Below are 25336 nucleotides of genomic sequence, written 5' to 3' on the forward strand. Positions count from 1 at the left end.
CCATAGCGACAATTTTCCGAACTGGAACACCATGCCCCTGCAAACCCTGCCGGTGATCTCGCTGAACAGCGAGCCCGCAACGCTTTCCCGTGACCTTGGCGAATCCTTCCAGACCTTCGGCTTTGCCATGGTCCGCGACCACGGTATCGATGCCGACCTGATCGCGCGCGCCTGGACTCGCACCGCCGAGTTCTTCGCCCTGCCCGAGGACGAGAAGCGCAGCTACTACATCGAGGGCCTTGGCGGTGCCCGTGGCTACACGCCATTCGGCACTGAAATCGCCAAGGGTGCAAAGCGCCACGACCTCAAGGAATTCTGGCACGTCGGCCGCGATCTGCCAGCAGACCATCCGCTTGCCGCGATGTCGATGTTCCCCAACGTCTGGCCGGCCCGCCCCACAGGCTTCCGCGAGACTTTCGAAGCGCTCTATGCCGAGTTCGACCGCGTCGGCGCGCGCATCCTGTCGCGCATTGCGGTGTGGCTGGGGCTTGACGAGCACTGGTTCGACCCGGCGATCGAGGATGGAAACTCGGTCATGCGCCTGCTGCACTATCCGCCGCTTCCTGCCGATGCCGAACCCGGCGCAATTCGCGCCGGTGCGCACGAGGATATCAACCTGATTACGCTGCTGCTGGGCGCAGAAGAAGCAGGTCTTGAACTGCTGACGAAGCAGGGCGAATGGATTGGCGTCTCGCCGCCTGAAGGCGCGCTGGTGGTCAACATCGGCGACATGCTGCAACGCCTGACCAACCACGTCCTGCCCTCGACGACGCATCGCGTGCGCAATCCCGAAGGCGAGCGTGCCCGCCACAGCCGGTATTCGATGCCCTTCTTCCTGCACCTGCGCAGCGACTTCCCCTTCAAGACGCTGGACCAGTGCATCACCCCGGAAAACCCCGACCGCTACCCGGTTTCGATCACGGCCGATGATTACCTGCAGGAACGCCTGCGCGAGATCGGGCTGAAGAAGTAACCTCGGAATTCCGCGCCCCCCGCCCGAGCGGGGGCACGGCATTGCAGATTCAGCCCGCCGGCCGCTCCACCGGGACGACGTTGTACTTGCGCACCTCATCCTGGCTCAGACAGTAGCGCGTCGACGGGTTCTCCTTCGTCGCCACGGCCTGCTGCTTGTACATCACCTCGGTCAGCAACTTTCGGCTGATGCCCATGCGGATCAGGAAATCGTTGTCCTCGCTTGCCAACAAGGCGCTGGCCTGTTCGATCTCGCCGATCAACCGAGTGGTCTCCTCGGTGCCTTCATCGACCGATATCTCGATGACGTCGCGGTCGCCGGTGTGGGTGAACATGTGGACCATGAACATTCCACCGGGCTCCACAAACCGGCGATCGCCGCCCATGAACACGAAATTGCAGGCCGAAAAGCACGTCCATCCCGCAGGAATGCGGGTGACCATGCCGGGATAGGACCGAATCACCTTCCCCGCGCGATTGCCGGCAGCGGCATCTCCCCCTCGGGATTTCAGCCAGACCTCCTCGATCCGCTCGTCGGCGTCGATCGCTGCTTTCAGGCGTTCAGGCAAACGCGAATCGATGATGCCGTCGGCAATCAGCACGCGCTTGCCGCCCTTGTCGACAGGGGTCAGCTTCATGGCCTGGGCAAGGCCCCATTCCGGTTTCTCAGGGCATGTCGGGTTCCTGGGGTCGATCGCGACCGGCTTTGTTGCCCCTGTGGCCAGCAGCAGGGCCAGAAACGGGAAAGCCAGCCGCATCAGGCCGCCAGCGAATAGCGTGCGGAACCCGGAGCGCGGCACATGCGCTTGTTGGCAGTCGTCTCCTCACCGTTGACGATGATGACGTCGGTTACGGTTATGCACTGGCGGCCGACTGCTCCGTTCGATGCCAGCTCATCATTGCGCGCGGTGATCGTCGAAGTGCCCGACACATTCTCGCGGGTGTTCGACGTCCACGACGAGGTGCTGCCAACCTCTTCGCCCCGCGTCGCTTCAACCGTGGCTTCGGCTGCCTGCTTCTGCTCCTCGGGATCGAGACGGCAGGCAATCGCGTTTGTCAGCGTGTCGGCGAACTCGGCCGAAGGGAAGAAGCTGCCGACACCTGCCGAACTTGCGGCCCGGCCCACGCCCTGTCCGATCAGCCCGCCGAGGATCGAAGACCCGGCACTCTTGCTCTTGCCCTTGGGGCAGCCGTCCGCGCTTTTTTGCGTGGACGACGAACTGCGCGGGATCGACGGAATGCTGAAACCGCCGAACTGCGCCGAGGCCTGGCCACCGACCAGGGCCATGGCTGCGAGAGTCGCCGCAATACGGCAGGAAATGGCAAGAGGCTTTGGCGCGCGGCGCATGACAGGTCTTTCCGGCAATGTGACTTGTGCGGCCCTTTAGGTGACCGGAGGCTAGCAAGGCTGTGATCTTCGTCAATCGCGGCGCGACAGGCTGATCACATCACCCACCTCAGATGCTACGCGCACCAACGCAAAAGGCCGCCCGGAGGCGGCCTTTCAAGGAGGGGATGGTGGAGCCTAGCGGGATCGAACCGCTGACCTCCTGCATGCCATGCAGGCGCTCTCCCAGCTGAGCTAAGGCCCCATTTCCCATCAGGCTCGCCCTGGGAGGCGAACCGTTCCGGCGGTGTCTCTCGCCGGGAGCCGCGCCTCTAAGGGAGGTTGCCTTGGCTGGCAAGACGAAAAAATCGCCCCCGGAAATTTTTTGGAGCCGGTCCGAAAACCGGCCCCGAAACCATTACACTTCGTCGTCGTCGCCGTCGTGACCGGCAACGCCAAGATCATCGTCGCCGCCGAGATCGACGTCGTTGTCCGGCGAATCACCGTCCTCATCGATGTCGAGATCCTCGTCGGCCAGATCGACGTCAGGTGCGACATCAACCTTGTCCTTCTGGATCTCCTCGTACGGGATCGGCTGCTTCGATTTGAGCACCGGCTCGGCGGTCCAGGTGTACTTGCACTCGACGCAGGTGATCGGGTCGGCATTGCCCAGATCGTAGAAGCGAGTGCCGCACTTCGGACAGCTGTGCTTGGCGCCCCATTCCGGCTTGACCATGAAACTTCCTCAAGACTGGCCCGGCAGGACAGAACATCGCCGGGCGGAGAACTGCACGCTTGATGGGTCCGCTCGTGCGCGGAATCAAGAGAGCGCGCGCCTTGCCATAGCCGCGCGCTGCTGTCAAAAGCCGCGCGCTTTATCAGCCCTCCCCGCTTCGAAAGTAGAGATTCCGTGTCCTCTCACGATCCGGCGCAGATGCGCCCCCGCCGTTTCACTGCCAACGGACCTCTCAAGGGCCGGATCCGCGTGCCCGGCGACAAGTCGATCAGCCACCGCTCGATCATGCTCGGCGCATTGGCCGTGGGCGAGACGCGAGTGACAGGGCTGCTCGAAGGCGAGGACGTGCTCTCGACCGCTGCTGCCATGCGCGCGATGGGTGCGACGATCGAGCGCGATGCCGATGGCATGTGGCACGTCCATGGCGTCGGCGTCGGCGGCCTGCTGCAGCCTCAGGCCGCGCTCGACATGGGCAATTCCGGCACCTCGACTCGCCTGCTGATGGGCCTTGTCGCCACGCATCCGATCACCGCGACATTCGTGGGCGACGCATCGCTGTCGAAGCGCCCGATGGGGCGCGTGATCGATCCGCTCTCGACCATGGGCGCGGAATTCACCGCGAGCCCCGGCGGCCGCCTGCCGCTCACGCTGCGCGGCATCTCGCCCGCAGTCCCGATCGAATACCGACTGCCCGTAGCCTCGGCGCAGGTGAAGAGCGCGATCCTTCTCGCAGGCCTCAACACCCCCGGCATCACCACGGTGATCGAGCCGATCCCCACGCGCGACCATTCCGAACGCATGCTGCGCGGCTTCGGCGCCGAGCTGACGGTCGACATCGCCGATGACGGCGCGCGCCTAATCAAGGTGCGGGGCGAGGCCGAGTTCAAGCCACAGGACATCGTCGTGCCGGGCGACCCCTCCTCAGCCGCGTTCTTCGTGGTCGCCGCGCTTCTGATCGAAGGCTCAGACCTCGTGGTCGAGAACGTCGGCCTCAACCCCACGCGCGCTGCGCTGTTCGATGTGCTGCGCCTGATGGGCGGCAGCATCGAGGAGCTTGACCGTCGCGATGTCGGCGGCGAGCCCGTGGCTGACCTGCGCGTGCGGCATTCGCTGCTCTCCGGCATCGACGTCGATCCCGCCGTGGTGCCCAGCATGGTCGACGAATTCCCGATCCTGTTCGTCGCCGCTGCGCTGGCCAAGGGCCGCACGGTAACGACCGGTCTCGAGGAACTGCGCGTCAAGGAGAGCGACCGCATCAGCGCCATGCGCGCCGCACTGGAACTGGCCGGTGCTACCGTTACCGAGACCGAGGATGGCCTGATCATAGATGGCACCGGCGGCGATCCGCTCCCCGGCACCGCCGAGGGCGCCAGCGTTGTCACCCACCTCGATCACCGCATTGCCATGTCGATGGCCATTGCCGGCATCGCCAGCAGGCGCGGCGTCGAGGTTGACGACACCCGCCCCATCGCCACCAGTTTCCCGGTCTTCGAAAGCCTGCTGGAGGGCGCGACGCGTTGACCAGTCACGATCTGGCCAACATCATCGGCTTCTGCGGCACCGCCTGCATTATCTTCGCCTACGGCTATGCCACCCGGCAGGACCGCCCCGACCCCTTCGTCCAGCACGGCGTCAACCTGCTCGGCGCGGTGCTGCTGACGATCTCGCTGCTGTTCAACATGAACCCCGCCTCGTTCGTGCTGGAGTTTTTCTGGGCGGCAATTGCGATATGGGGGCTGGTCAAGGCCTTCCGCAACCGGAGTTCCAACCCGTGATCATCGCTGTCGACGGCCCGACCGCTTCGGGCAAGGGCACCATCGCCAGGGCGCTGGCCGCACATTACGGGTTGCCTCACCTCGATACCGGCCTGCTCTATCGCGCCGTGGGCCGACAGGTATTTCTGAGCGAAGGCAACCCGGATGACGCGGGCGCCGCCCTTGCTGCCTGCGCCTTCCCGGAAAGCCTGCTGGCTGACCCTGAACTGCGCAGCGAAGAGACCGGCGGTTACGCCAGCCGCGTGTCAGTCCACCCTGCCGTTCGCGTCGCGCTGCTCGAACGCCAGCAAGCCTTTGCCAACCAGCCCGGCGGCGCGGTCCTCGACGGCCGCGACATCGCCACCGTCATAGCCCCCCACGCCAACGCCAAGCTCTTTGTCACCGCCAGCGTAAGCGCCCGCGCGATGCGCCGCTGGGTGGAAATGAAGCAGCTTGGCAAGAACGTGGAGCGCGCCGAGATCGAAGCCGACCTCGAAGCCCGCGACGAACGCGACCGCAACCGCGCCGAGGCTCCGCTTCGTCAGGCCGAAGGCGCGGCACTGCTCGATACATCAAATCTGACCAAGGAAATGGCAGTGGCGACAGCGATTGCGTTGGTGGAGAAGCAGGTGGCGGCTAAAGCTTAGGCCGCAGCGACCCGCGGCTTCAGATCAGCTTCGTCGACCACGGCGTGGAACACGCAGGTCTCGCCAACGCCTTTCAGCGACATCATCATCGGCGGGCCGAACGCGCCACGGTCATTGGCGCGCAGCCACGTGCTTTCCGAGATTGCAATGCCGTTCGTAGCCGCCATACCTTCAAGTCGCGCCGCGATGTTCACGGTGTCGCCCCAATAATCGTATGCCATGCGGGTCGCGCCGATCACACCGCCAACCACTGGCCCCGAGTGGATGCCAGCGCGCAAACCCACCTCGTCCACACCGGCAACGCGTTTCAGTTCCTCGACGCCCGAGAGCACTGCCCGCGCAAAGGCGATTGCCGCATCGGCGCTGTTCCCGCTCGGCACATTGCCCCCGGCAATGGCAAGGTAGGCGTCACCAACCGTCTTGACCTTCTCCACCCCGAACTCGCGCGCGCAGGCATCGGCATGGTTGAAGAAGCTATTGAGCAGTTCAACCAGATGTCCCGGTGAAACTCGCTTCGTCAGCTTCGAAAAGCCGACCATGTCGATGAAGATGACGCTGGCATCGGCATAGGAATCGGCAACCATCTGACCGGTGCGAATACGCTCAACCGCTGTTGGCGGCAGCATGTTGAGCACCAACTCCTCGTTCCGGGCACGCTCTGCGTCCAGCGAATCCGCCAGCATGAAGGCGGCGCGGCTCGTCCGTCCTACCGCCAGATTTATCGCCGCCATGACCAGAGCTCCACTCAAGTAGCTCAGCAAGGCATAGACCACCGCCGCATCGACAGTCTGTTCCGGAATGACTTGCCCCAACCAGCCAAGAAGATCGCATCCAAGCCATCCTAGAAAAAGGCGCGGACGGCCGGCCAAGGTCACTGCCGCAAATGCCGTGATCGCCAGCCTGTTGATGACGCCGACGGCGTGAAGGTTGGTATGGATGTGCAGCAGGTGGTCAAACAGAACGAAATTGATCCGCGCCACGATCAGCGAAATCACCAGCAGGGCGGTGAAATCGACCATCGGATGACGGACGTAGTCCTGCCAGAATGTGGCGCCGATATAGGCCCCGATGCACATCAGGCCGATGCCCAGCCAGAAGGCCAGACGCGCATTCTCGACCGGATCGAGATAGAGCGGATTGATGACGGAATAGGCCAGCATCACAGCCATGAACAGGACAGCGTAGAGCCGGACGAACGGCGTCCGCAAAGTACGCGCCGTCTCGTTGTAGCGGGCTTCGGTCGCCGCGTCATGGAACGTGCTGAACACCCCCGGCTGCTCCATCGCGGATCTCCTTGAAGATGCAGACTATCACGAGAAGTTTAACAGGTTCTGCGAACGGCCACACGATATCTTGAATACCCCATTTTCCTTGCTTTTCTCGGGCCATGAGCCTAAGCGCCGCCCGTCCGCGCAGGTCTTTGCCTGAGCGGGTGCCTTCGGCAGCATTCGGCTCCGGGGGCGGTTCGGCCCTTTTTGGCCCACGGCCCGCATGGGGCGGTACGTGGAGGAAAGACCGGCGGAAACAACCGCCTGGCCGGAATACCTAGAAACAGGAAGCTTTGATAATGGCTACCAACCCGTCGCGCGACGATTTCGCCGCGCTGCTTGACGAATCGCTTGGCGGAGCCGCCAACGGTGGCTTCGAAGGCCGCGTCGTCAAGGGCACCATCACCGCCATCGAAAACGACAAGGCCGTCATCGACGTGGGCCTGAAGAGCGAGGGCCGCGTTGCCCTGCGCGAATTCGCTGCCCCCGGCCAGGCGCACGGCCTCAAGGTCGGCGACGAAGTCGAAGTCTACGTCGACCGCGTCGAGAACGCCGATGGCGAAGCCATGCTGTCGCGTGACCGCGCCCGCCGCGAAGCCGCGTGGGACAAGCTCGAGAACGAATTCGGCGAAGGCAAGCGCGTTGAAGGCGTGATCTTCGGCCGCGTGAAGGGCGGCTTCACCGTCGACCTCGACGGCGCCGTTGCCTTCCTCCCCGGCAGCCAAGTCGACATCCGCCCGGTCCGCGACGTGACCCCGCTGATGGACATGCCGCAGCCGTTCCAGATCCTCAAGATGGACCGCCGCCGCGGCAACATCGTCGTCTCGCGCCGTGCGGTGCTGGAAGAAACCCGCGCCGAACAGCGCTCGGGCCTGATCCAGAACCTCAAGGAAGGCCAGATCATCGACGGCGTCGTCAAGAACATCACAGATTACGGTGCGTTCGTGGACCTCGGCGGCATCGACGGCCTGCTCCATGTCACCGACATGAGCTACAAGCGCGTCAACCACCCGTCGGAAGTCATCGCCATCGGCGATACCGTCAAGGTGCAGATCATCCGCATCAACCAGGATACGCAGCGCATCAGCCTCGGCATGAAGCAGCTTGAAAGCGATCCGTGGGATGGCGTTGCCGCCAAGTACCCGGTCGGCGCGAAGCTCTCGGGCACTGTCACCAACATCACCGAATACGGTGCGTTCGTGGAACTCGAAGCCGGCATCGAAGGCCTCGTCCACGTTTCGGAAATGTCCTGGACCAAGAAGAACGTCCACCCCGGCAAGATCGTCTCGACCTCGCAGGAAGTCGACGTGCTGGTTCTGGAAGTCGACAGCGACAAGCGCCGCATCAGCCTCGGCCTCAAGCAGGCCCAGCAGAACCCGTGGGAAGCCTTCGCCGAAAAGCACCCGGTCGGTTCGACCGTGGAAGGCGAAGTCAAGAACGCGACCGAATTCGGCCTGTTCATCGGCCTCGATGGCGACGTGGACGGCATGGTCCACATGTCCGACATCGCCTGGGGCATCTCGGGCGAAGACGCGCTGGCTCTGCACCGCAAGGGCGAGCAGGTTTCGGCCGTGGTTCTCGATGTCGACGTCGAGAAGGAACGCATCAGCCTCGGCATGAAGCAGCTTGAAAAGGGCGCTCCGGCTGCTGGTGGCGTTTCGGCTGCTGGCGCTGGCTCGCTGCGTCGCGGCGAAGTCGTCACCGTCACCGTTCTCGAAGTCCGCGATGGCGGCCTCGAAGTGCAGGCTGGCGAAGACGGCGCAACCGGCTTCATCAAGCGCTCGGATCTGGGCCGCGACCGTGACGAACAGCGTCCGGACCGCTTCCAGGTCGGCCAGAAGCTCGACGCCATGGTCACCGGCTTCGATCGTTCGAAGAAGCCGAACTTCTCGGTCAAGGCCCGCCAGCTGGCCGAAGAGAAGGAAGCCGTGGAACAGTACGGCTCGTCGGATGCCGGCGCATCGCTGGGCGACATCCTCGGCGCCGCTCTGAAGGCGAAGCAGTAAGCGCGACCGAAGGTTGCGCCCCCGCGAAGGCGGGGGCCTCCCTCGGCCAAGCGCGGCGCTTCCTCGAAGCGAGCAAAAAGCAAGGCCCGTCCGGAGAAATCCGGGCGGGCTTTTTGCTTTGTCCGGAACGCGGCGCTAAGCTGCAGCCATGACGCTACAGATCCACCAATTCCCCTGCCTGTCCGACAACTACGGCTTCCTCGTCCACGATCCGGAAAGCGGCGAAACCGCCTGCATCGACACGCCCGACGCGCCAGCCTACCTGCGCGAGGCCGAGGCAAAGGGCTGGCGCATCACTCAGATCTGGAACACGCACTGGCACCCCGACCATGCCGGCGGCAACGAGGCGATCAAGGCGGCCACCGGCTGCACCATCATTGCCCCCGAAGATGACGCCGGAAAGATCGCAGCCGTGGACCGCACTGTGGCTCAAGGCGACACCGTGCAACTCGGCAGCTTTGATGCGACGGTCATCGACGTCGGCGGTCACACCATGGGTCACTGCGCCTACCACCTGCCCACAGCTTCGGTGGCTTTTGTCGGTGACGCCCTTTTCCCGCTAGGGTGCGGGCGGATGTTCGAAGGCACCCCGCCGCAATTCTGGGCCAGCCTCTCGCGCCTCAAGGCCCTGCCGCCGGAAACCACGCTCTACAGCGCACACGAGTACACCCAGTCCAACGCCCGCTTTGCGCTCTTCGCCGATCCGGACAACGCAGCCCTCGCCGGCTATGCCCGAGGCGTGGATGAAAAGCGCTCGCGCGGCGAATGGACCGTGCCCACCACCCTCGCCGCAGAGCTCGCCGCCAACCCCTTCCTGCGCGCGGACGACGCGGAGATGGCCTCGCGCTGGGGCGGATCATCGCCCGAAGAGACATTTGCCACCCTGCGCAAGGCCAAGGACACTTTCCGCTGACGCCGATCCTGCTAAAGCGATAGTTGACTTGGGGGTAGCATGGCCGGCGAGAGAAAGATCATCCGCGTAACGTCGTTCGACGTGGCCGAGGCGGCGGGCGTCAGCCAGTCGACCGTCAGCCGTGCCCTTGCCGGTGACACATCGATCAGCGAACCCACCCGCCAGCGTGTCATGGAAGCCGCCCGCCGCCTGAACTATCAGGTCGACGAGAACGCCGCTCGCCTGCGGCGGGGCCGCACCGGCACACTGGCCGTCGTGATGATCTGTCGCGAGGCGCAGGACCGCAAGGACATCAACCCCTTCTACTTCTCGCTGCTCGGCTCCACTTGCGCCGCCGCCTCGGCCAAGGGCTACGAAACCCTTGTCTCCTTCCAGGATGCGCCCGAGAACTTCTGGGGCCACTTTCAGGAGCGCCGCAAGGCCGACGGCATGATCGTGATTGGCACGACCACCAACACCAAGGCCTGGGACTATTTCCGCGACATGCCGGAAGGCACGCACTGGACTTGCTGGGGCTCGCCCGACAACGACATGCCATGGGTGCGCAGCGACAACCTCTCGGGCGCAACGCTCGCAACCCGCCATCTGCTGGTGCGCGGCTACCGCAAGATCGTCTGCATCGGCTCGGCCACCTCGCCCCAGCGCCAGTTCCAGGAGCGCTACGAAGGCTATGCCGAGGCAATGCGCTCGGCAGGCCTGGAACCTGTCCTGCAACAGGTCGAAAGCGGCCTCGCCCGCGAAGAACAGGGCCGCCGCGCCGCGATTGCCCTGGCCGAGAGCGGCACCCCGTTCGACGCCATTTTCGCCGTCTGCGACGACATGGCCCTGGGCGCGCTCAAGGAACTGACCGCGCGCGGCTACGCTATCCCCGAGCAGGTAGGCATCATCGGCTTCGACGGCATCCGCGCCGGCGCGTGGTCCACCCCGCCCCTCACCTCGATCGAACCGGACTTCCAGATGGCAGGGGCCCTGCTGGTCGAGCAACTCTTGGCGAAGATAAACGGCACCGAAGGGTCCGGACGGCGCGTACCGGTCAAGCTGGTGATCCGGGGATCGACACGGGCATGAAGTGGAATCGACGGGATTCCAAAGACGCGTTGACGCTTGCCGGTATCATCGCAGCCTTGCTCTCATTGCCGCTGCTGGGTGCTCTTCTTTTCGCCTTCAACCCACACCACTGAAGGGCGGAATTGAGGACACAAACAAAAACCCCTCCCGGCTCACACCGAGAGGGGCTTTCATGTTTTGTTGGCCGTGAAGCGGCTTGAAGCCGATCAGTTCACCAGCCCGGCAATCGCTCCATCCACCAGAGCCTTGTCGGCACCTGCGGAGTGGTTCTTCGCGATCAGGTCGCGCGCGGCAGCAGTTGCAGCCTGTGCAGCCTTGGCGCGCAGGTCGTCGACCGCAGCGCGTTCGGCAGCAGCGATCTTGTCCGAGGCCATCTTCTCGCGGCGGGCGATCACGGCTGCAGTGTCAGCTTCGGCCTTGGCGACGATGGCAGCAGCTTCGGTCTTGGCGTGCTCGACCATGGCCGCCGCGTCCTTCTCGGCGTTGGCGATCTTTGCGGCGTATTCGGCGCGCAGCTTCTCGGCTTCGGCGCGGAGCACCTTGGCTTCATCGAGTTGCTTGCGGATCGCGTCGATCTGCTTGTCGAGACCGCCGACGATCGCGCCGGGGACCTTCTTCGACACGAGGATCGCGAGGAAGATGGCCATCGACAGGGCAACCCATGCACCAGGCCCAAGGCCGAGTGCCGAAGGTTCGACGTGGTGTTCGCCGCCCGCAGCTTCGTGCTCGACGACAGCGGTCGTCTCTACAGCGTTAGCCATTTGCGAGAACTCCCTTCACGGCGGCCTGCGCTTCGGCAGCGGGGATCGACAGGCCGGCAATGCGGCTTGCGATGTCCTGCGCGGCTTCGGCGGCAACGCCTTCCACTTCACCCAGCGCGGCAGCGCGGGCAGCGGCAATGCGGGCTTCGGCAGCCGTCACGGTCTCGTCGATGCGAGCCGAAGCGGCGGAAAGCTTGGCGTCGGTGGCCTTGGCGGCGTCAGCCTTGGCGGCCGCAATCACGGCCTGGGCTTCGGCGCGCTGCTTGTTCGCCTGGACGCGCCATGCCTCTTCCTCGGCATCGGCGGCGGCCCGTGCGGCTTCGGCAGCGGCAAGGTCGTCGGCGATCTGCTTGTCGCGGCCGTCCATCGTGGAGACGACCTTGGGCAGCATGCCCCGGCCGATCACGAAGAAGACGATGCCGAAAAACACCAGCAGCCAGAAGACCTGGCTGGAATAGGTGGTGGCAAGCTGTTCAATCTGAGGCATCGCGGGTGTCCGGGCGTCAGGCGGCCGGGGCGGACCCCGGCCAGCATTTCAACAATCAGTGAGCTTCGCGTGCCTCAGGCAACGAAGATCAGGATCATCGCGACGACGAACGAGAGCAGGCCCAGAAGTTCGGCGGCGGCGAAGCCGATGAACAGGCGGCCCTGCTGACCGTCAGCAGCACCCGGATTGCGCAGCGCGCCTTCGAGGAACTTGGCAAACACGTTGCCCACGCCGAGCGAGGCGAGACCAGCGCCAACAGCGGCGAGACCAGCACCGAGCAGCTTTGCGCTTTCTGCGTCCATGTCAAAAACTCCTTTTTCTCAATTCCGTATGGGAAAATGTTGCGGGTATCAGTGAAGGTTCTCGGCGTCGTTCAGATAGACGCAGGTGAGCAGGGCAAAGACGTAAGCCTGGATGCCAGCCACCAGAAGTTCCAGCGCGCAGATGCCGATCATCAGCACGAAGCTGGGAACGGCGGCGAGGAAGAAGGTCCCCACCCCGGCGTTGGTGCCGGAGATGACGAAGCCCGAGAGCACTTCGAGCAGCACGTGCCCAGCCATCATCGCCACGAAGAGACGCAGGCCAAGGCTGAACGGACGCACCATGAACGAGATCAGCTCGATCGGGAAAATGATCGGGATCATCGGAACGGGCGTGCCGTGCGGCACGAACAGGGAGAAGAAGTGAAGGCCATGCTTGGCAAAGCCGACGCCGAGCACGATGGCAAAGCTCATGATCGCGAGCACGCCGGTGACGGTGAAGTGGCTGGTTGCCGTGAACGGATGCACGCCGACCAGAGCCAGCGGCAGCAGGCCGAGCATGTTGGCAAACAGGATGAAGCCGAACAGCGAGAACACGTAAGGCAGGTACTTGCGACCGGCCTTGCCGATGTTGGCCTGAAGCAGGTTGTCGACGAAACCGGTCAGGCCTTCGACAGCCATCTGCCAGCGCCCCGGAACCAGTTCGCGCTTGGCGCCACCGGCCACGAACGCAACCAGCACGACCGTGGTGATCGCCATCCACAGCGACGAGTTGGTGAACGCGATGTTGTAACCGCCGATAGACCAGTGATCGGTCCCGAAAAGGGTCTCGATCGTGAACTGGTGAACCGGATCGACCTTGCCTTCGGCCACGCGCTTAACCCCGTATCACTCGAATACAACAACAGCGCCCTATTCGGGGCGCCGGCTCGAAATTCGGATGATGTTCCGGAATGCCACGACGACCCCCATGAACAGCATCACCAAGAGACCCCAGGGGCTCGTCCCGGCAAACTGGTCGATGACCCAGCCGATGAACGCGCCGCCCACGAGGCCGCCGATCAGTTCCGCCAGCACGCGGTTGCCCATGCGGTAATTCGCATCGGTTTCCCCACCTGCCTTTGGCCGGTTGCGCTCCTCTTCCCGCTCGCGAAGGGCTTTCAGCCGCTTGTCGAGCGCGTCGATCCGCGCATCCTCGCCGATTGGCTCCGTCCCGCCGGGTTCGTCATTCATGCTTGTTCCCCTGATCAGTCGCCCGACCGAAAGTGCAGCACAAACGACGGATGACCGCCGAGAGCGCCGCCCCCTTAGGCGGGGGGTATTCTTGAGTCAACCGTCACGAACCGTGTCTGATCCCCAGTCTGACCCAAGGTATCATCGCAAATGCGAACGCCCTCCCCCGCAAGTGCGAGGAAGGGCGTGAAAGTGGCTGAAACCGGGCAGCGATTCGTATGCGGAATTTTGCGTCAGGGGCAGCGCGAATCACGCAACGGGGCGCCCGCACCGCGGGTCTGCCAGGAACCGTCCGGCGCCTGGTACTTCTCGCCGGGCTTGGTCTGGGCGATCAGCAGGCAGCCCGAGGTGAGCGCATATTCTTCCACGGTTGCCTTGTTGGCCTGGGCCTTCTCGGCATAGACGGCCTTGCGCTTGATGTTGATGTCCTCGACCACCGCGCGCAGCGCCGGAGAGGGCGGCGTGACATACCCGAGATAGCCGTCCATCTTTTCGCCAACTTGGCCTGCAGACCGCGCCGCAGCATAAGCCGGATCGCGGCTCTGCGCGAAGGCGGGCACCGCGATCGTGCCGAGCACGAGCCCGGTTGCAGCGATAATTGCGAAAGGCCTGCGCATCGAAACCTTGGTCATCGTCTTCGTCCTTAGAACGCGCCTGACATCAGAAGATGTCCGGGTTGCTTTCGATCGTGTTATTCGCATCCTGCGCGAGCCGGTACACGACCTCCTGCTTGATGTTGATGTTGAGCTCGATCACGATCGGCTTGTCCGGCGCCTTCACCGAAATGCAGCCGCCCAATGCCAGGCCCCCCATCAATGGCAACGCCAGCAGAAGGCGCGACCAGAACTGAAATCCGTCTTTCCCCATGACGGTTCTCGTCGCAGGCTTCGCGGATCGGGTCAATTCCAGGTTCCTCATGGCATTTTTCCGCTTTCTGCAGGCTGAATGTTTTCAGTGTTTCCGGGAAGGGCGATCACCGGCACCCCGCCGGGGCGCACGCCGTATGCCGAACGGTAGAGCGGTCGTCCCTGCGCATCGACCAGGCCCAGGGTTCTGGGATCCTTGACGAAGGCGGGATCGTACATCGCCTTGAACGAGGTAATGAGCTGATAGAATGGCGCGCGGATGTTCACGTTGAACTGGATCGGCAGGTTGGCAACTTGCTTGGTGATGAAGTTCCGTTTCGTGCCAGCGCCCTGCTTTACGCCGCCGAACTTGACGTTGGTGACGATCTCGCCTTCCAGATCGCCCCGCATGGCGATGGTCATCGTCTTGTAATCCAATGATTTCAGCGCATCGAACGCGAAGTTCGCCATCGCCCCCATGTTCTCGTAGGTCAACGCGCCGATGTATGAGACGTTGCCGCCGGGCGCGCGGGAGACCAGCGTCCCTTCCTCGATCCGCCCGCCGTTCGCGTCGAAAATCAGCGGGAACTGTCCGTCGAAAGTGCCTGTCGCAGCAAGATTTCCCAGTTCCATCTTCTCGATGAACTTGGCGGCATCAATGCCGATGACCGTCAGGGTGTAGCGACGGGCTTCGGCCAGGCCGAGGCGCAAGTCGGTTGGCTCCAGCACCAGCGTGCCCCCGAGGAACGGCCAGCGCGCATCGTGCAGTCTAAGCACCTGATCCGGCAGGAGACTTATGTCGACCACACCCTCGGTCACCTCGATGCCGGGGTTGATCGAGGCAACAGTCAGCTTTTGATGCGGGGCGGTGACCATGCCGAGCAGGTCGGTGAACACAAGCTTGCCCTTCAGGCCCTTCACCGGACCGAAAGCTGCTGCAAGATCAAGGTTTTCGGTGCCGAACGTGCCGGAACTTGTCACCCCGCGCGCATTCCAGTCGATGACCCCGTCGCCGGTCACCTTGCCGTTGACATTGGCGACCACGCCGAGGGCAAGGCGGGTCAGTTGCGCAGGCTGGAAGCCCTTGTCGAAGACGAGGTTGTCGACGCTGATGTCGGCGTGGCCGCTGGCGGTTGCGAGATCATGGCGCACCTTCACCGCTCCAACCTCGCGCGAGGTCTTTGCTTCGCGCAGCAAGGCATTGGCCGTAATGCGATTATCCGCCAGCGTGAGCGTCGCGCCCGTGGCATGGAGCCTTTCGAACCGCGCTGGGTCCAGGCGGTCGGTGAGGTCAAACTCGGTGCCGGAAAGCACAAGCTTTTCATCGACATAGCGCCACTGCCCTGAGGCATTGGAGATATCGAGCGGGACGGCTGCGAGCGTGGCTCCAACTCCCCCGTAACTCCCCCCCAACTCTCCCCCAACTCTCGCGTCCAGATTGGCAACTGTGAGGTGCGTTGCGGTAGCAGGCGGGCCCAGCGTGACATCCACGGCCGACGCCTTGAGCACGCCCGGCCAGGCAAATCCAACAGCGCCGGTGCGCAGGGCAAGTTGCGTGTCAGCAAGCTTGCCGGTGAGGTCGAGTCCGGGCGTGCCGGCCGCCACCTGCAGCCCCCTTGCCCCGTTGCGGACGATCGCGCTGCCACCGGGTGGGCAGAGCTGGAGGGCGTTTCCATCCACCGCCATCTGGCCGAGTTCCAACCGGTCGAACCGGGCGGTGACGCAGTGGCGCCAGAGTGCAAGTTCGCCCCGCGCACCGTAGGCACCGCTGACGGGGAGCACGAGGTTCTGCACCGAACCGCCCGGAATTGCGCCGGACAGTTGCGTGGTTCCTGAAAAGCCCAGCGATCCGTCGGCGATCTGGGCAACCATCATTTCGGGGATTGCCAGCGACCCACCGGCCGCGCGCCACGGCGCCATGGTCAGACGGAACAGCGCCTGCCCGGCCCGCCCGCGCTCCATCCGTCCGACGATTCGCGGCAGACCCGCGCCACCGGTTGCAAAACTGCCCGCCAGCAGCGGTGGCCCGCCCTTGGTGCCGCTGGCCATCTGAAAGCGCGAAAGCGTGAGCAGCGTCTGCCCGGTGCCGCCGGTCAGCCGTGCCTGCGGAATCACCACCGAAATCGCCTCGCCATTGCGGCGCAGCGCGATCTCGCCGCCGAGGCGGCTGCCACGTTCCTCGCGCTTGAGGCTGGCGCGCAGTTGGGCGAGCATCGGGGCGAGGAGCGTGCCGCTGGCACTCCGCTCACCCGAGGCCAGGGCGTTGTCGAGTGCCGCCCCCTGCCGCAGGCCCTGCCCGTCGATCGTTCCGCGGAATTCTGCCTTGCGGAAAGCCTCGCGGGTGCGGACCGAACCTTCCAGCCCGAGCAGGCCAAAGCGAACGCCGCCGCTGCTGACCCCGCCAGCATTGGCATCGACCCGACCGGTCAATGCGCCATCACGGAAAGCGAGGCGCGTATCAAGCGCCAGCGTTTCGGCAGAGAGGCCGGGGACGACCAGCTTGTTGCCGCGCACCGTGGCGGCACCGGCGATTCCTGCAAAACCCTTGTCGGCCCGTGCATCAAGATCCGCCACCAGTGGCCCACTCCTCGCACCGCTGTCGCACGCAATGCGATCCAGCCGGAGCGGCCCGGTCAGCGATGGGCGCTCCTCGCGCACCGCGATTCTGCCGACAAAGCGAGCGCCGTCCGCCTTGCAGCCGCCCCCCATCAGCGACGGCGCGACCGCAGCCAGTGTCCCGGCAAAGCCGTTCTGCAAGCCGCCCTTGCCTTCCACCGAAAGGCCGATCTTCCCCGAATCGGTGAGGATCAGGCCGCGACCGTCCCGGACCTGCAGGTCGAGCCTGGGCAGCGCGAAAGGCTGGCTGTCGGTCTTGGGCGCGTAGATCACCTTGTCGAGCGAGCCAAAACTGACCCTGCCATCCCGGTACTGGCCATAAAGACGCGGGGCGACCAGCTTGACCGAACCGAGATAGGGCGCACCAAGGCCGTAGCGGATACCCACCTCGACCCGCTCTATCGTGAGATCCGGGCGGCGGGGATCCCCTACAACCACGTTGCGGAGAACCTGCCTGCCAGGACCGATGCTTTCTATCTCATAAGTCGCGGGCAAACCGTAGGATTTGAGCTGGCCGACAATGATGCGGTCAGCGATCGAATTGCGGGCAATCCACAGCCCCCCAAGACCTGCCACGGCAAGGACAAGCACAGACACGCTGACGCGCCGAAGCCCCTTTCGCGAACGCGCAGGGTCTGGCGGCGCATCCGGTTCCGCCAATTCGAAACTATCTGCCATCTGCCCCCTTCTTGCGCACTCCCACCGCTTGGGCAATGCACGGCATCTACATCTTGCGTGTACGAACTGTTTGTACCGATTGGCGAACACTTGAGCGCCGAAGTGGTGCCCGGATAGGATCAATGACGGATCAAACCGGACTCTTTCCTGAACGGAACGGCGAAAGCGGCAGCAAGACAAGCTTCGATGGCGGCGATGCCAGCGGCCATCGCGCGCGTCTGCGCAAGCGTCTGATGAGCGGCGGGGAGGACGCCCTCGCCGACCACGAGGTGATCGAATACCTGCTGATGGTGGGGCGGCCGAGGATCGACACCAAGCCGATCGCACGTTCGCTGATCCAGCGTTTCGGCAGTCTGGCAGGCGTGCTCACCGCCGATCCACAAGCCTTGGCGCTGCATCCCAATATGGGCGAGACCAGCGCGGCCGCGCTGCGGATCGTCGCGCTTGCCGCACGCAGGTTGGCGAGGACGGTCGTCCGCGAACAGCCGGTGCTTTCGAACTGGCAGGCTCTCCTCGATTACCTGCACATCGACATGGCCCATCTCAACGTGGAGCGGGTGCGGGTGCTCTATCTCAACACCCAGAACATGCTGATACTCGACCATCTGGTCGGCGATGGCACGCTCGACGAAAGTCCGATCTATACACGCGAGGTGGTAAAGAAGGGGCTCGACGTGGGGGCGGCCGCGATGATCCTCGTCCACAACCACCCTTCGGGTAGCCCCAAACCCAGCCGGGCCGACATTCAGGTTACGCAGAAGATCACGGAAGCCGCGCGCCTTATGGGCATGACCGTGCACGACCACATCGTCATCGGGCGCGAAGGCTATACCTCGCTCAAGGCACAGGGCCTGATCTAGCGGATCAGATCGCCTTCTCGCCTGCCTTGCCGACCGATTCGATGTCGCGACCGATGCCCTGGACGGTGTTGCAGGCCGCGAGGGCCAGTGAACAGCCAAGTGCGACGAGGACCAGAACCTTGCGAGCCATGTGCATTCTCCGTGCAATATGCGCTGACGCGGATATAGCGCGGCCGCCGTCGATGCAATCTCGTGCAATGGCCATGGCGACGGGTCCGGCAATCTTCACCACGACACCTCCACTACGACACCGGCACCACGACACCGGCAGCGTAACAGGAATTGCGTGATCGGCCGGGTTTGGCCATCGTGGTCCTCAGGACGGTTGGGCGGGCAGTTTTGCAATACAGGCGTGAAATCGAAGGGCTGAGAGCGCTTGCCGTGATTCCGGTGGTGCTGTTCCATGCCGGCACGCCGGGATTCGGCGGCGGCTTCGTGGGCGTCGACGTGTTCTTCGTGATCAGCGGCTACCTGATCTCCGGCGTGATCCTGTCCGATCTGAAGCAAGGGCGCTTCAGCCTTGCAGACTTCTATGAACGCCGCGCCCGCCGCATCCTTCCAGCGCTGATTCCGATGCTTCTCGCCAGTCTGCTGTGCGCGTGGCTGGTGATGATCCCCGATGATTTTCGCCGGTTCGCCAAAGGGATGGGAGCGAGCGCAGTCTTCGCCTCGAACATGATGTTCGCTCGGGGCTCGGGCTACTTCGACGATGACGAGGGGTTCGAGCCCCTGCTCCACACCTGGAGCCTGTCGGTCGAAGAGCAGTTCTACATCCTGTTTCCCGCGCTGGTGATGCTGCTGTGGTGGGCAGGCCAAAGGCGCCTGCATCCCTGGTTTGCCGGGGCGGCGGCCGTATCGCTGACCGGTTGCCTCGCCCTTGCGGGCAGCCACCAGACGATCGCCTTCTATTATCTGCCGACGCGCGCATGGGAACTTCTGCTCGGTGCATTCTGCATGGCCTTGCCGCAAGGTCGGACCAACCCGTGGCTGGCCCTTTCCGGACTGTCACTGATTCTGGCGGGGCTAGCCTTCGTCGAGGCGGCGAGCGCACCGGACTGGCGGCTGATGCTGCCCGTTCTGGGCACCGCACTCCTCCTCCGCCATGCGCGGCCGGACAATGCTGTCGGCAGCATGCTGTCTCTCCGCCCGCTGGTGGCGATCGGCAGTGCCTCCTACGGCCTCTATCTCTGGCACAATCCGCTTCTGGCATTTGCGCGCTATCAATGGCTGGGGACGCCGCCGATCTGGCTGACGGCAGCTGCGGTCGCCTTTTCGGTCCTGCTGGGGTTCGGATCGCTGCACCTTGTCGAGCGTCCGGTGCGCGAGCGTCGGATGCTGGCTTCACGCAAGGCGCTGGCCGCGTTCTGCATTGCCGGGTTGGCGCTTTGCCTCGGCATTGGTGCCGCTGGCGCTTTCGGGAAACTGGAACCGGCCAGCGCTGCCCGGCGCAATGCCCTGCTGGCCTATCCGGCTGCATTGCCCCAGCCGGTCGAACACATGCCTCCTGCAGGGGTGCCTGTTCCATACATCCTGTTCGGCGACAGCCATGCCCGCCAATATGTTCACGTACTGGCGGCACGCGCGGGCGAAGGGGCAATGTTGACCCAGGCAGGCTGTTTCTCCCTGCCGGGCGTGACCAACTACAGCTATGCATCCAGCGAGGCTTCGGCTTGCGTCGAGCATTACACAGCTCTGGCCGGCCTGGTGCGCCAGCGGGCTATTCCCGTGGTGATAATCGCGAATCGGTGGGACCGCGCGCTGTTCGACCCTTCGGATTTTCATCGCTTCGGTCGCGCTTCAAGGGACGGATGGCCCCGCCTCGAGGCAGCGCTAGACCAGCTGCGGGCCAGCCTGCCTGCAGCAACGCGAATCGTGATCATCGGCAGCGTGCCGACCGCTGCTTCTGCGGGCCCCGAGATGGTTGGCGGGTACATGCGGTGCCTGGCCTTCGTGAACGCGCGCTGCCCGCAGCATTTGCCGCGCGAAGATGCGGAAGGGTACCGGATCAACCCCCTGCTTTCGCGCTACGCCGCAACGCACCCGGGCGTCAGATTCTTCGATCCGCAAGAGGTGCTGTGCGGGCCGCAGGCCTGCGACATCGTGCAGCACGGCAAAGCGCTCTACTTTGACGACACCCACCTCACCCCGCATGGAGCAGACCGGGTGATTGCCCGGATGCTGGAGCGGATCGGGCCGATTTGACGCCTCGCCCCTTGCGTTCCGGCCCCCTTGCCCCTAGCGGCCCCGGCGAAGCCTGCCGCGCCAAGATTCACGGAGTCGAACATGGTCCCCCGTTACGCCCGCCCCGCAATGACCGCGATCTGGGAGCCGGAAGCCCGCTACCGCATCTGGTTCGAGATCGAAGCGCACGCCACCGAAAAGCTGGGCGAACTGGGCGTGGTGCCGCCTTCGGGCGCCAAGGCACTGTGGGACTGGTGGGCGACCAACCCCGCCATCGACGTCGCCGCGATCGACGCGATCGAGGCCGTGACCAAGCACGACGTCATCGCCTTTCTTGACTGGGTGGCGCAGCAGGTCGGCCCCGAAGCCCGCTTCATGCACCAGGGCATGACCAGCTCGGACGTGCTCGACACCACGCTGAGCGTGCAGCTCGCCCGCGCCTCGGACCTGCTGCTGGCCGATCTGGACGCCCTGCTCGAGGCGATCAAGCGCCGCGCGTTCGAACACAAGTACACCCCGACCATCGGCCGCAGCCACGGCATCCATGCCGAGCCGACCACCTTCGGCAAGAAGCTCGCCGAAGCCTATGCCGAGTTCACCCGCTGCCGCGCGCGCCTTGTCGCCGCGCGGGCGGAAGTCGCGACTTGCGCAATCTCGGGCGCGGTCGGCACGTTCGCCAACATCGATCCCTCGGTCGAGGAATACGTCGCCGATAAGCTCGGCCTTGCGGTCGAGCCGGTTTCGACGCAGGTGATCCCGCGCGATCGTCATGCGATGTTCTTTGCGACGCTGGGCGTCATCGCCTCGTCGATCGAACGCCTTGCCGTGGAAATCCGCCACCTGCAGCGTACCGAAGTGCTCGAGGCGGAGGAATACTTCTCGCCCGGCCAGAAGGGCTCGTCGGCGATGCCGCACAAGCGCAACCCGGTGCTGACCGAGAACCTCACAGGCCTTGCCCGCATGGTCCGCTCGGCCGTCACCCCGGCGCTGGAGAACGTGGCACTGTGGCACGAGCGTGACATCTCGCACTCCTCGGTCGAGCGCTTCATCGGCCCGGACGCGACGATCACGCTCGATTTCGCACTCGCCCGCCTGACCTCGGTGGTCGACAAGCTCGTGATCTACCCCGAGCGGATGCAGAAGAATCTCGACAAGATGGGCGGCCTTGTCCACTCGCAGCGCGTGCTGCTGGCGCTGACCCAGGCCGGGTTAGAACGCGACGCTTCTTACCGTCTGGTGCAGCGCAATGCGATGAAGGTGTGGGAATCGGACGGCCAGCTTTCGCTGATGGAACTGCTCAAGGCGGACCCTGAGGTCGCTGCGGTGCTGAGCGCGGAGCAGATCGAGGAGAAGTTCAACCTCGATTACCACTTCAAGGCCATCGACACGATCTTCGCGCGGGTGTTCGGGGAAGCCTGAGCTCCTTCCTGCCGGGACTCGCCAAGAGACTTAACCTGTCCTAATCATCGGAGCAGGACGGGTGGCTCACGGAGCGAAAGGCATGAGGATGCTGCGCACGATTTTCTGGGTACTCGTCGTTGGCGTGCTGGCTGCGTTCACCGCAGCCAACTGGCAACCGGTCGAGGTCCGCATCTGGGAAGGCCTGCTGCTGGAGACCCGCCTGCCCGCGCTGGTGATCCTTGCTTTCCTGCTCGGTCTCGTCCCGACCTGGCTGCTGTACCGGACGACGCGCTGGCGGCTGACGCGGCGCATTGCCAACCTCGAGGCATCGCTTGGCGCCAAGGCCGCGCCTTCGCTGTCGTCGACCAATCTCGAAACCGCGCGTGACGCGGATACACTCAAGAGCGAGACCCCGTGAGCAACCCGATCTACCTTGCCCTCGACCTGCCCCGGCTCGACGCCGCCATCGCGCTTGCCAAGAAGGTCAAGGGCCACGTCGGCGGGCTGAAGCTGGGGCTCGAGTTCTTCTGTGCACACGGTCATCATGGCGTGCACGAGGTGGCCAAGGTGGGTCTGCCCATCTTCCTCGACCTGAAACTGCACGACATCCCGAACACGGTGGCGGGCGCGATGCAGTCGATCCATGTGCTCGAACCGGCGATCGTGACGATCCATGCCGGCGGTGGCCGCGCGATGATGGAGGATGCCAAGGCGGCGGCAGGGGAGCATACCAAGGTCGTCGCCGTGACAGTGCTGACCAGCCTGGACGACAGCGACATGGCGGCGATGGGCGTTGGCGGCTCGGCCCATGACCAGGCGCTTCGCCTTGCCGACCTCGCCCAGGAAGCCGGGCTCGATGGCATCGTCTGTTCGGGGCATGAGGTCGGAGCGATCCACAAGCGCTGGAAGAACGGTTATTTCGTGGTGCCGGGCCTGCGCCCTGCCGACGGCAAGCTGGGCGACCAGAAGCGCGCCGTCACCCCTCGCGCCGCACGCGATGCGGGCGCCAGCGTGCTGGTGATCGGCCGCCCGATCAGCCGCGCGGAAGACCCGGTCGCCGCTGCGCGCGCGATCGAGGCGACGCTCTGACCCCATGATCCGATTCCGGTTGGCCAAGGCTGGGGACGTGCCAGCGCTGCGGGCGCTGGTCGAGAAAGCCTATCGCGGTGACACCGCCAAGCGCGGTTGGACGCACGAAGCCGACCTGCTCGACGATGAACGCACGAGCGACGCGGAACTGGCAGAGACCATAGCCTCGACAGCATCGAGGGTGCTGCTCGCCGAGATCGACGGAGCGCTGGCAGGCACGGTGACGATCACCGATGTGGGCCGGGACCGCGCCTATCTCGGCATGCTTTGCGTCGATCCCGACCTGCAGGCCGAGGGCCTGGGCCGCGCACTGATTGCCGATGCCGAGGATATGGCAAGCGAAGTGTTCGGCGCGCGGCTCATGGAAATGACCGTCATCGACGCGCGGCCCGAACTGATCGCCTGGTACGAACGCCGCGGGTACGCGCGCAGCGGCGAGACGCGGCCGTTCCCCAATGGCGAGGCCGTGCCGTTCCGCATGGTCGTGCTGGAGAAAGCACTTTTCGCTGAGTGATTTGCGGAAAAAACAGGGACTGATAAAGAAGGATTAATGCGGGTTGGTACGTTTAACCGGGCACCAATTCAGGTGGGCGACAGTTGGATTGGACAAATCTTGTCGCAACCAACAGGAGACAAGCCCCGTGAAGCTCTTCAAATCCGCTACCGTTCTTGCCACGTTGCCGCTGGTCGCGCTCGCCGCCGGCGCAGGCCTTGCGCAGAGTGCGCACGCGCAGGCCGTCTCGTCCGGGCCCGTCGTCGCCGCTGGAAACACCCTGCTCAACATCTCGGCAGAGGGCAAATCCGCCCGCACACCTGACCTCGCCGTGTTCAACGCCGGCGTCACCACGCAGGGCAAGACAGCGGGCGAAGCGCTGACCGAGAATGCGCAGCGGATGACCGCTGTCATCGCCGCCCTGAAGAAAGCGGGCATCGCCGAGCGCGACATCCAGACCAGCAACCTCTCGGTGAACCCGGTCTACGGCCAGCCCAAGCGCCTGCCCGACGGCTCCTTCGAACAGCAGGATCCGGTCATCATCGGCTATCAGGCGACCAACCAGGTCTCGGTCCGCCAGCGCAAGCTCGACCAGTACGGCAAAGTCATCGATACGCTGGTTTCGGCCGGTGCCAACCAGGTCAACGGCCCCACCTTCCAGATCGACAGCCCCGATGGTGCACTCGACGAGGCGCGGCTCGAAGCCATGAAGAAGGCGCGGGCGCGGGCCGATCTCTATGCCAGGGCCGCAGGGCTGCGCGTTGTGCGCGTGCTCTCGATCAGCGAAAACGGTGGCTGGGCGCCGCCGCAGCCGCCCGTGATGTTCGCCCGGGCAGAAAAGGCCATGGTGCAAAGCGCTTCGCCAGTGGCCGCAGGCGAGCTTGAAATGGCCGTGACCGTCAACGTCAGCTACGAACTGGCGCCCTGAGGCCTGATTGACATGGGCGGCGCGCCTCTCCTAACGCGCCGCTCATGCCTGGACCGTCCATCAAGATCTGCGGGGTGACCACCCGCGACGCGCTTTCCGCCACGATCGAGGCGCGGGCAAGCCATGTCGGGTTCAACTTCTTCCCGCCCTCCCCGCGCTTTCTTGCGCTGGCCGATGCTCAGGCCCTGGCCATGCAAGCCGAAGGCCGGTTGACCCGCGTCGGCGTGTTCGTCGATGCCGATGATGCAGCTCTGGGCGATGCCGTGGCCGCGGCCCGGCTCGACGCAATCCAACTGCACGGCAAGGAAGACCCGGCGCGGGCGGCGGCAATTCGCACCCGTTTCGGCAAGCCGGTGTGGAAGGTGATTTCGGTGGCAGGCCCGGGCGACGTGGCCAAGGGCGATGCCTATGCCGGGGTTGCCGATTTCATCCTGTTCGATGCCAAGACGCCGAAGGGCGCGGCGCTACCCGGTGGCCTTGGCCTTGCGTTCGATTGGGACCTGCTGCGTGCCTACAAGGGGCCGCTGCCATGGGGGCTTGCCGGGGGGCTTTCGCCCGCGAACGTGGCAGAAGCCGTGCGCGGCACCGGCACGTCGCTGGTCGATGTGTCGTCTGGCGTAGAGAGCGCTCCGGGCGTCAAGGATGCCGACCGCATTCGCACCTTCTGCTTCAACGCACGAACCGCCTGATTCTCTGCTGAAAGCCGACACGTCGCAAGCACACCCCCTCCCGCCTCCAAGAGCGGAGTGATAGCGACGCCCTTGTGCTGATCGCCCAAACGAAAACGGGCGACCTCTTTCGAGGCCGCCCGTC

At 64.6% G+C, this 25336-nt stretch carries 28 protein-coding genes and 1 tRNA gene; 15 read left to right on the forward strand and 14 right to left on the reverse strand.

All coding sequences use genetic code 11. The annotated features are described in order from the left end of the window. Positions 1–31 precede the first annotated feature (31 nt). Entirely contained in the window at positions 32–973 is a 942-nt protein-coding gene (locus AC3WLM_RS04535; protein WP_492478092.1) for an isopenicillin N synthase family dioxygenase, read from the forward strand. Between the two features lie 49 nt (positions 974–1022). On the opposite strand, the gene AC3WLM_RS04540 is transcribed toward AC3WLM_RS04535, so the two are convergent. The 4 genes from AC3WLM_RS04540 to AC3WLM_RS04555 all read right to left on the reverse strand — a co-directional run bounded on the left by AC3WLM_RS04540 (position 1023) and on the right by AC3WLM_RS04555 (position 3035). Continuing rightward, the gene (locus AC3WLM_RS04540) at positions 1023–1730 is read right to left on the reverse strand and encodes a COG3904 family protein (protein ID WP_492476725.1); all 708 of its coding nucleotides are present in this window, start codon (positions 1728–1730) and stop codon (positions 1023–1025) included. Further along, on the reverse strand, positions 1730–2260 hold the full coding sequence (locus AC3WLM_RS04545; RefSeq protein WP_492476726.1) for a hypothetical protein: 531 nt from the start codon (positions 2258–2260) through the stop codon (positions 1730–1732). Before AC3WLM_RS04545 ends, AC3WLM_RS04540 begins: the two co-directional genes overlap by 1 nt. Before the next feature lie 228 nt (positions 2261–2488). Continuing rightward, positions 2489–2564 (reverse strand) — tRNA-Ala (locus tag AC3WLM_RS04550). Positions 2565–2717: 153 nt separating this feature from the next. Next, entirely contained in the window at positions 2718–3035 is a 318-nt protein-coding gene (locus AC3WLM_RS04555) for a TIGR02300 family protein (RefSeq protein WP_039334252.1), read from the reverse strand. A 198-nt stretch (positions 3036–3233) separates the two neighbouring features. Between AC3WLM_RS04555 and aroA the strand changes: the two genes are divergently transcribed. The 3 genes from aroA to AC3WLM_RS04570 are packed head-to-tail and all read left to right on the forward strand — an operon-like array spanning position 3234 to position 5436. Next, entirely contained in the window at positions 3234–4556 is a 1323-nt protein-coding gene (aroA, locus tag AC3WLM_RS04560) for a 3-phosphoshikimate 1-carboxyvinyltransferase (protein ID WP_492478093.1), read from the forward strand. Further along, on the forward strand, positions 4553–4810 hold the full coding sequence (locus AC3WLM_RS04565; protein WP_062347614.1) for a CBU_0592 family membrane protein: 258 nt from the start codon (positions 4553–4555) through the stop codon (positions 4808–4810). Before aroA ends, AC3WLM_RS04565 begins: the two co-directional genes overlap by 4 nt. Continuing rightward, positions 4807–5436, forward strand: coding sequence for a (d)CMP kinase (locus tag AC3WLM_RS04570; RefSeq protein ID WP_492476727.1), 630 nt, complete (start codon positions 4807–4809; stop codon positions 5434–5436). Before AC3WLM_RS04565 ends, AC3WLM_RS04570 begins: the two co-directional genes overlap by 4 nt. Here AC3WLM_RS04570 and AC3WLM_RS04575 read toward each other — a convergent pair. Beyond that, on the reverse strand, positions 5433–6719 hold the full coding sequence (locus tag AC3WLM_RS04575) for an adenylate/guanylate cyclase domain-containing protein (RefSeq protein ID WP_062347612.1): 1287 nt from the start codon (positions 6717–6719) through the stop codon (positions 5433–5435). The two genes, AC3WLM_RS04570 and AC3WLM_RS04575, sit on opposite strands and share 4 nt — an antisense overlap. A 284-nt stretch (positions 6720–7003) precedes the next feature. On the opposite strand from AC3WLM_RS04575, the gene rpsA reads away from it, so the two are divergent. The 3 genes from rpsA to AC3WLM_RS04590 all read left to right on the forward strand — a co-directional run bounded on the left by rpsA (position 7004) and on the right by AC3WLM_RS04590 (position 10691). Further along, the gene (gene rpsA / locus AC3WLM_RS04580; RefSeq protein ID WP_039334259.1) at positions 7004–8710 is read left to right on the forward strand and encodes a 30S ribosomal protein S1; all 1707 of its coding nucleotides are present in this window, start codon (positions 7004–7006) and stop codon (positions 8708–8710) included. Between the two features lie 148 nt (positions 8711–8858). Further along, positions 8859–9623, forward strand: coding sequence for a hydroxyacylglutathione hydrolase (gloB, locus tag AC3WLM_RS04585; protein WP_492476728.1), 765 nt, complete (start codon positions 8859–8861; stop codon positions 9621–9623). Positions 9624–9662: 39 nt separating this feature from the next. Continuing rightward, positions 9663–10691 carry a LacI family DNA-binding transcriptional regulator gene (locus AC3WLM_RS04590; protein WP_492476729.1) on the forward strand — a complete coding sequence of 343 codons (1029 nt, stop codon included), beginning with the start codon at positions 9663–9665 and terminating at the stop codon, positions 10689–10691. A gap of 206 nt (positions 10692–10897) precedes the next feature. On the opposite strand, the gene AC3WLM_RS04595 is transcribed toward AC3WLM_RS04590, so the two are convergent. From AC3WLM_RS04595 to AC3WLM_RS04630, 8 genes are all read right to left on the reverse strand, one after another. Then, a complete protein-coding gene (locus tag AC3WLM_RS04595) occupies positions 10898–11452 on the reverse strand; it encodes a F0F1 ATP synthase subunit B family protein (protein ID WP_039334263.1) in 555 nt (184 codons plus the stop codon). After that, on the reverse strand, positions 11445–11939 hold the full coding sequence (locus AC3WLM_RS04600; RefSeq protein WP_193827017.1) for a F0F1 ATP synthase subunit B family protein: 495 nt from the start codon (positions 11937–11939) through the stop codon (positions 11445–11447). Before AC3WLM_RS04600 ends, AC3WLM_RS04595 begins: the two co-directional genes overlap by 8 nt. Before the next feature lie 74 nt (positions 11940–12013). Continuing rightward, a complete protein-coding gene (locus AC3WLM_RS04605; protein ID WP_011444975.1) occupies positions 12014–12241 on the reverse strand; it encodes a F0F1 ATP synthase subunit C in 228 nt (75 codons plus the stop codon). 48 nt (positions 12242–12289) lie between these two features. After that, positions 12290–13072, reverse strand: coding sequence for a F0F1 ATP synthase subunit A (locus AC3WLM_RS04610; RefSeq protein WP_039334268.1), 783 nt, complete (start codon positions 13070–13072; stop codon positions 12290–12292). 39 nt (positions 13073–13111) lie between these two features. After that, positions 13112–13432 carry an AtpZ/AtpI family protein gene (locus AC3WLM_RS04615; protein WP_062347609.1) on the reverse strand — a complete coding sequence of 107 codons (321 nt, stop codon included), beginning with the start codon at positions 13430–13432 and terminating at the stop codon, positions 13112–13114. Positions 13433–13665: 233 nt separating this feature from the next. After that, positions 13666–14064 carry a YdbL family probable chaperone protein gene (locus AC3WLM_RS04620; protein WP_230487684.1) on the reverse strand — a complete coding sequence of 133 codons (399 nt, stop codon included), beginning with the start codon at positions 14062–14064 and terminating at the stop codon, positions 13666–13668. A gap of 28 nt (positions 14065–14092) precedes the next feature. After that, a complete protein-coding gene (locus AC3WLM_RS04625) occupies positions 14093–14350 on the reverse strand; it encodes a YnbE family lipoprotein (protein WP_230487685.1) in 258 nt (85 codons plus the stop codon). Further along, entirely contained in the window at positions 14347–17571 is a 3225-nt protein-coding gene (locus AC3WLM_RS04630; protein ID WP_492476730.1) for an intermembrane phospholipid transport YdbH family protein, read from the reverse strand. The genes AC3WLM_RS04625 and AC3WLM_RS04630 overlap by 4 nt, the downstream gene beginning before the upstream one ends. Before the next feature lie 122 nt (positions 17572–17693). On the opposite strand from AC3WLM_RS04630, the gene radC reads away from it, so the two are divergent. Next, entirely contained in the window at positions 17694–18431 is a 738-nt protein-coding gene (radC, locus tag AC3WLM_RS04635) for a RadC family protein (protein WP_492476731.1), read from the forward strand. Between the two features lie 4 nt (positions 18432–18435). On the opposite strand, the gene AC3WLM_RS04640 is transcribed toward radC, so the two are convergent. Then, entirely contained in the window at positions 18436–18561 is a 126-nt protein-coding gene (locus AC3WLM_RS04640) for an entericidin A/B family lipoprotein (protein ID WP_082013356.1), read from the reverse strand. Between the two features lie 179 nt (positions 18562–18740). Here AC3WLM_RS04640 and AC3WLM_RS04645 point away from each other — a divergent pair, with 179 nt between their 5' ends. From AC3WLM_RS04645 to AC3WLM_RS04675, 7 genes are all read left to right on the forward strand, one after another. After that, a complete protein-coding gene (locus AC3WLM_RS04645; protein ID WP_492476732.1) occupies positions 18741–20633 on the forward strand; it encodes an acyltransferase family protein in 1893 nt (630 codons plus the stop codon). Between the two features lie 81 nt (positions 20634–20714). Continuing rightward, positions 20715–22031: an adenylosuccinate lyase gene (gene purB, locus AC3WLM_RS04650; RefSeq protein WP_039334274.1), complete on the forward strand. Its 1317-nt coding sequence runs from the start codon at positions 20715–20717 to the stop codon at positions 22029–22031. Between the two features lie 82 nt (positions 22032–22113). Further along, positions 22114–22431 carry a lipopolysaccharide assembly protein LapA domain-containing protein gene (locus AC3WLM_RS04655; protein ID WP_062348484.1) on the forward strand — a complete coding sequence of 106 codons (318 nt, stop codon included), beginning with the start codon at positions 22114–22116 and terminating at the stop codon, positions 22429–22431. Continuing rightward, a complete protein-coding gene (gene pyrF / locus AC3WLM_RS04660; RefSeq protein WP_039334278.1) occupies positions 22428–23102 on the forward strand; it encodes an orotidine-5'-phosphate decarboxylase in 675 nt (224 codons plus the stop codon). The genes AC3WLM_RS04655 and pyrF overlap by 4 nt, the downstream gene beginning before the upstream one ends. Before the next feature lie 4 nt (positions 23103–23106). Further along, positions 23107–23616, forward strand: a complete 510-nt coding sequence (locus AC3WLM_RS04665; RefSeq protein ID WP_492476733.1) for a GNAT family N-acetyltransferase — start codon at positions 23107–23109, stop codon at positions 23614–23616. Positions 23617–23743: 127 nt separating this feature from the next. Then, positions 23744–24523, forward strand: coding sequence for an SIMPL domain-containing protein (locus tag AC3WLM_RS04670; protein ID WP_492476734.1), 780 nt, complete (start codon positions 23744–23746; stop codon positions 24521–24523). Positions 24524–24567: 44 nt separating this feature from the next. After that, positions 24568–25212, forward strand: a complete 645-nt coding sequence (locus AC3WLM_RS04675) for a phosphoribosylanthranilate isomerase (protein ID WP_492476735.1) — start codon at positions 24568–24570, stop codon at positions 25210–25212. Positions 25213–25336 lie beyond the last annotated feature (124 nt).

It is taken from the genome of Novosphingobium sp. FW305-C-30-35 (genome assembly GCF_058783135.1).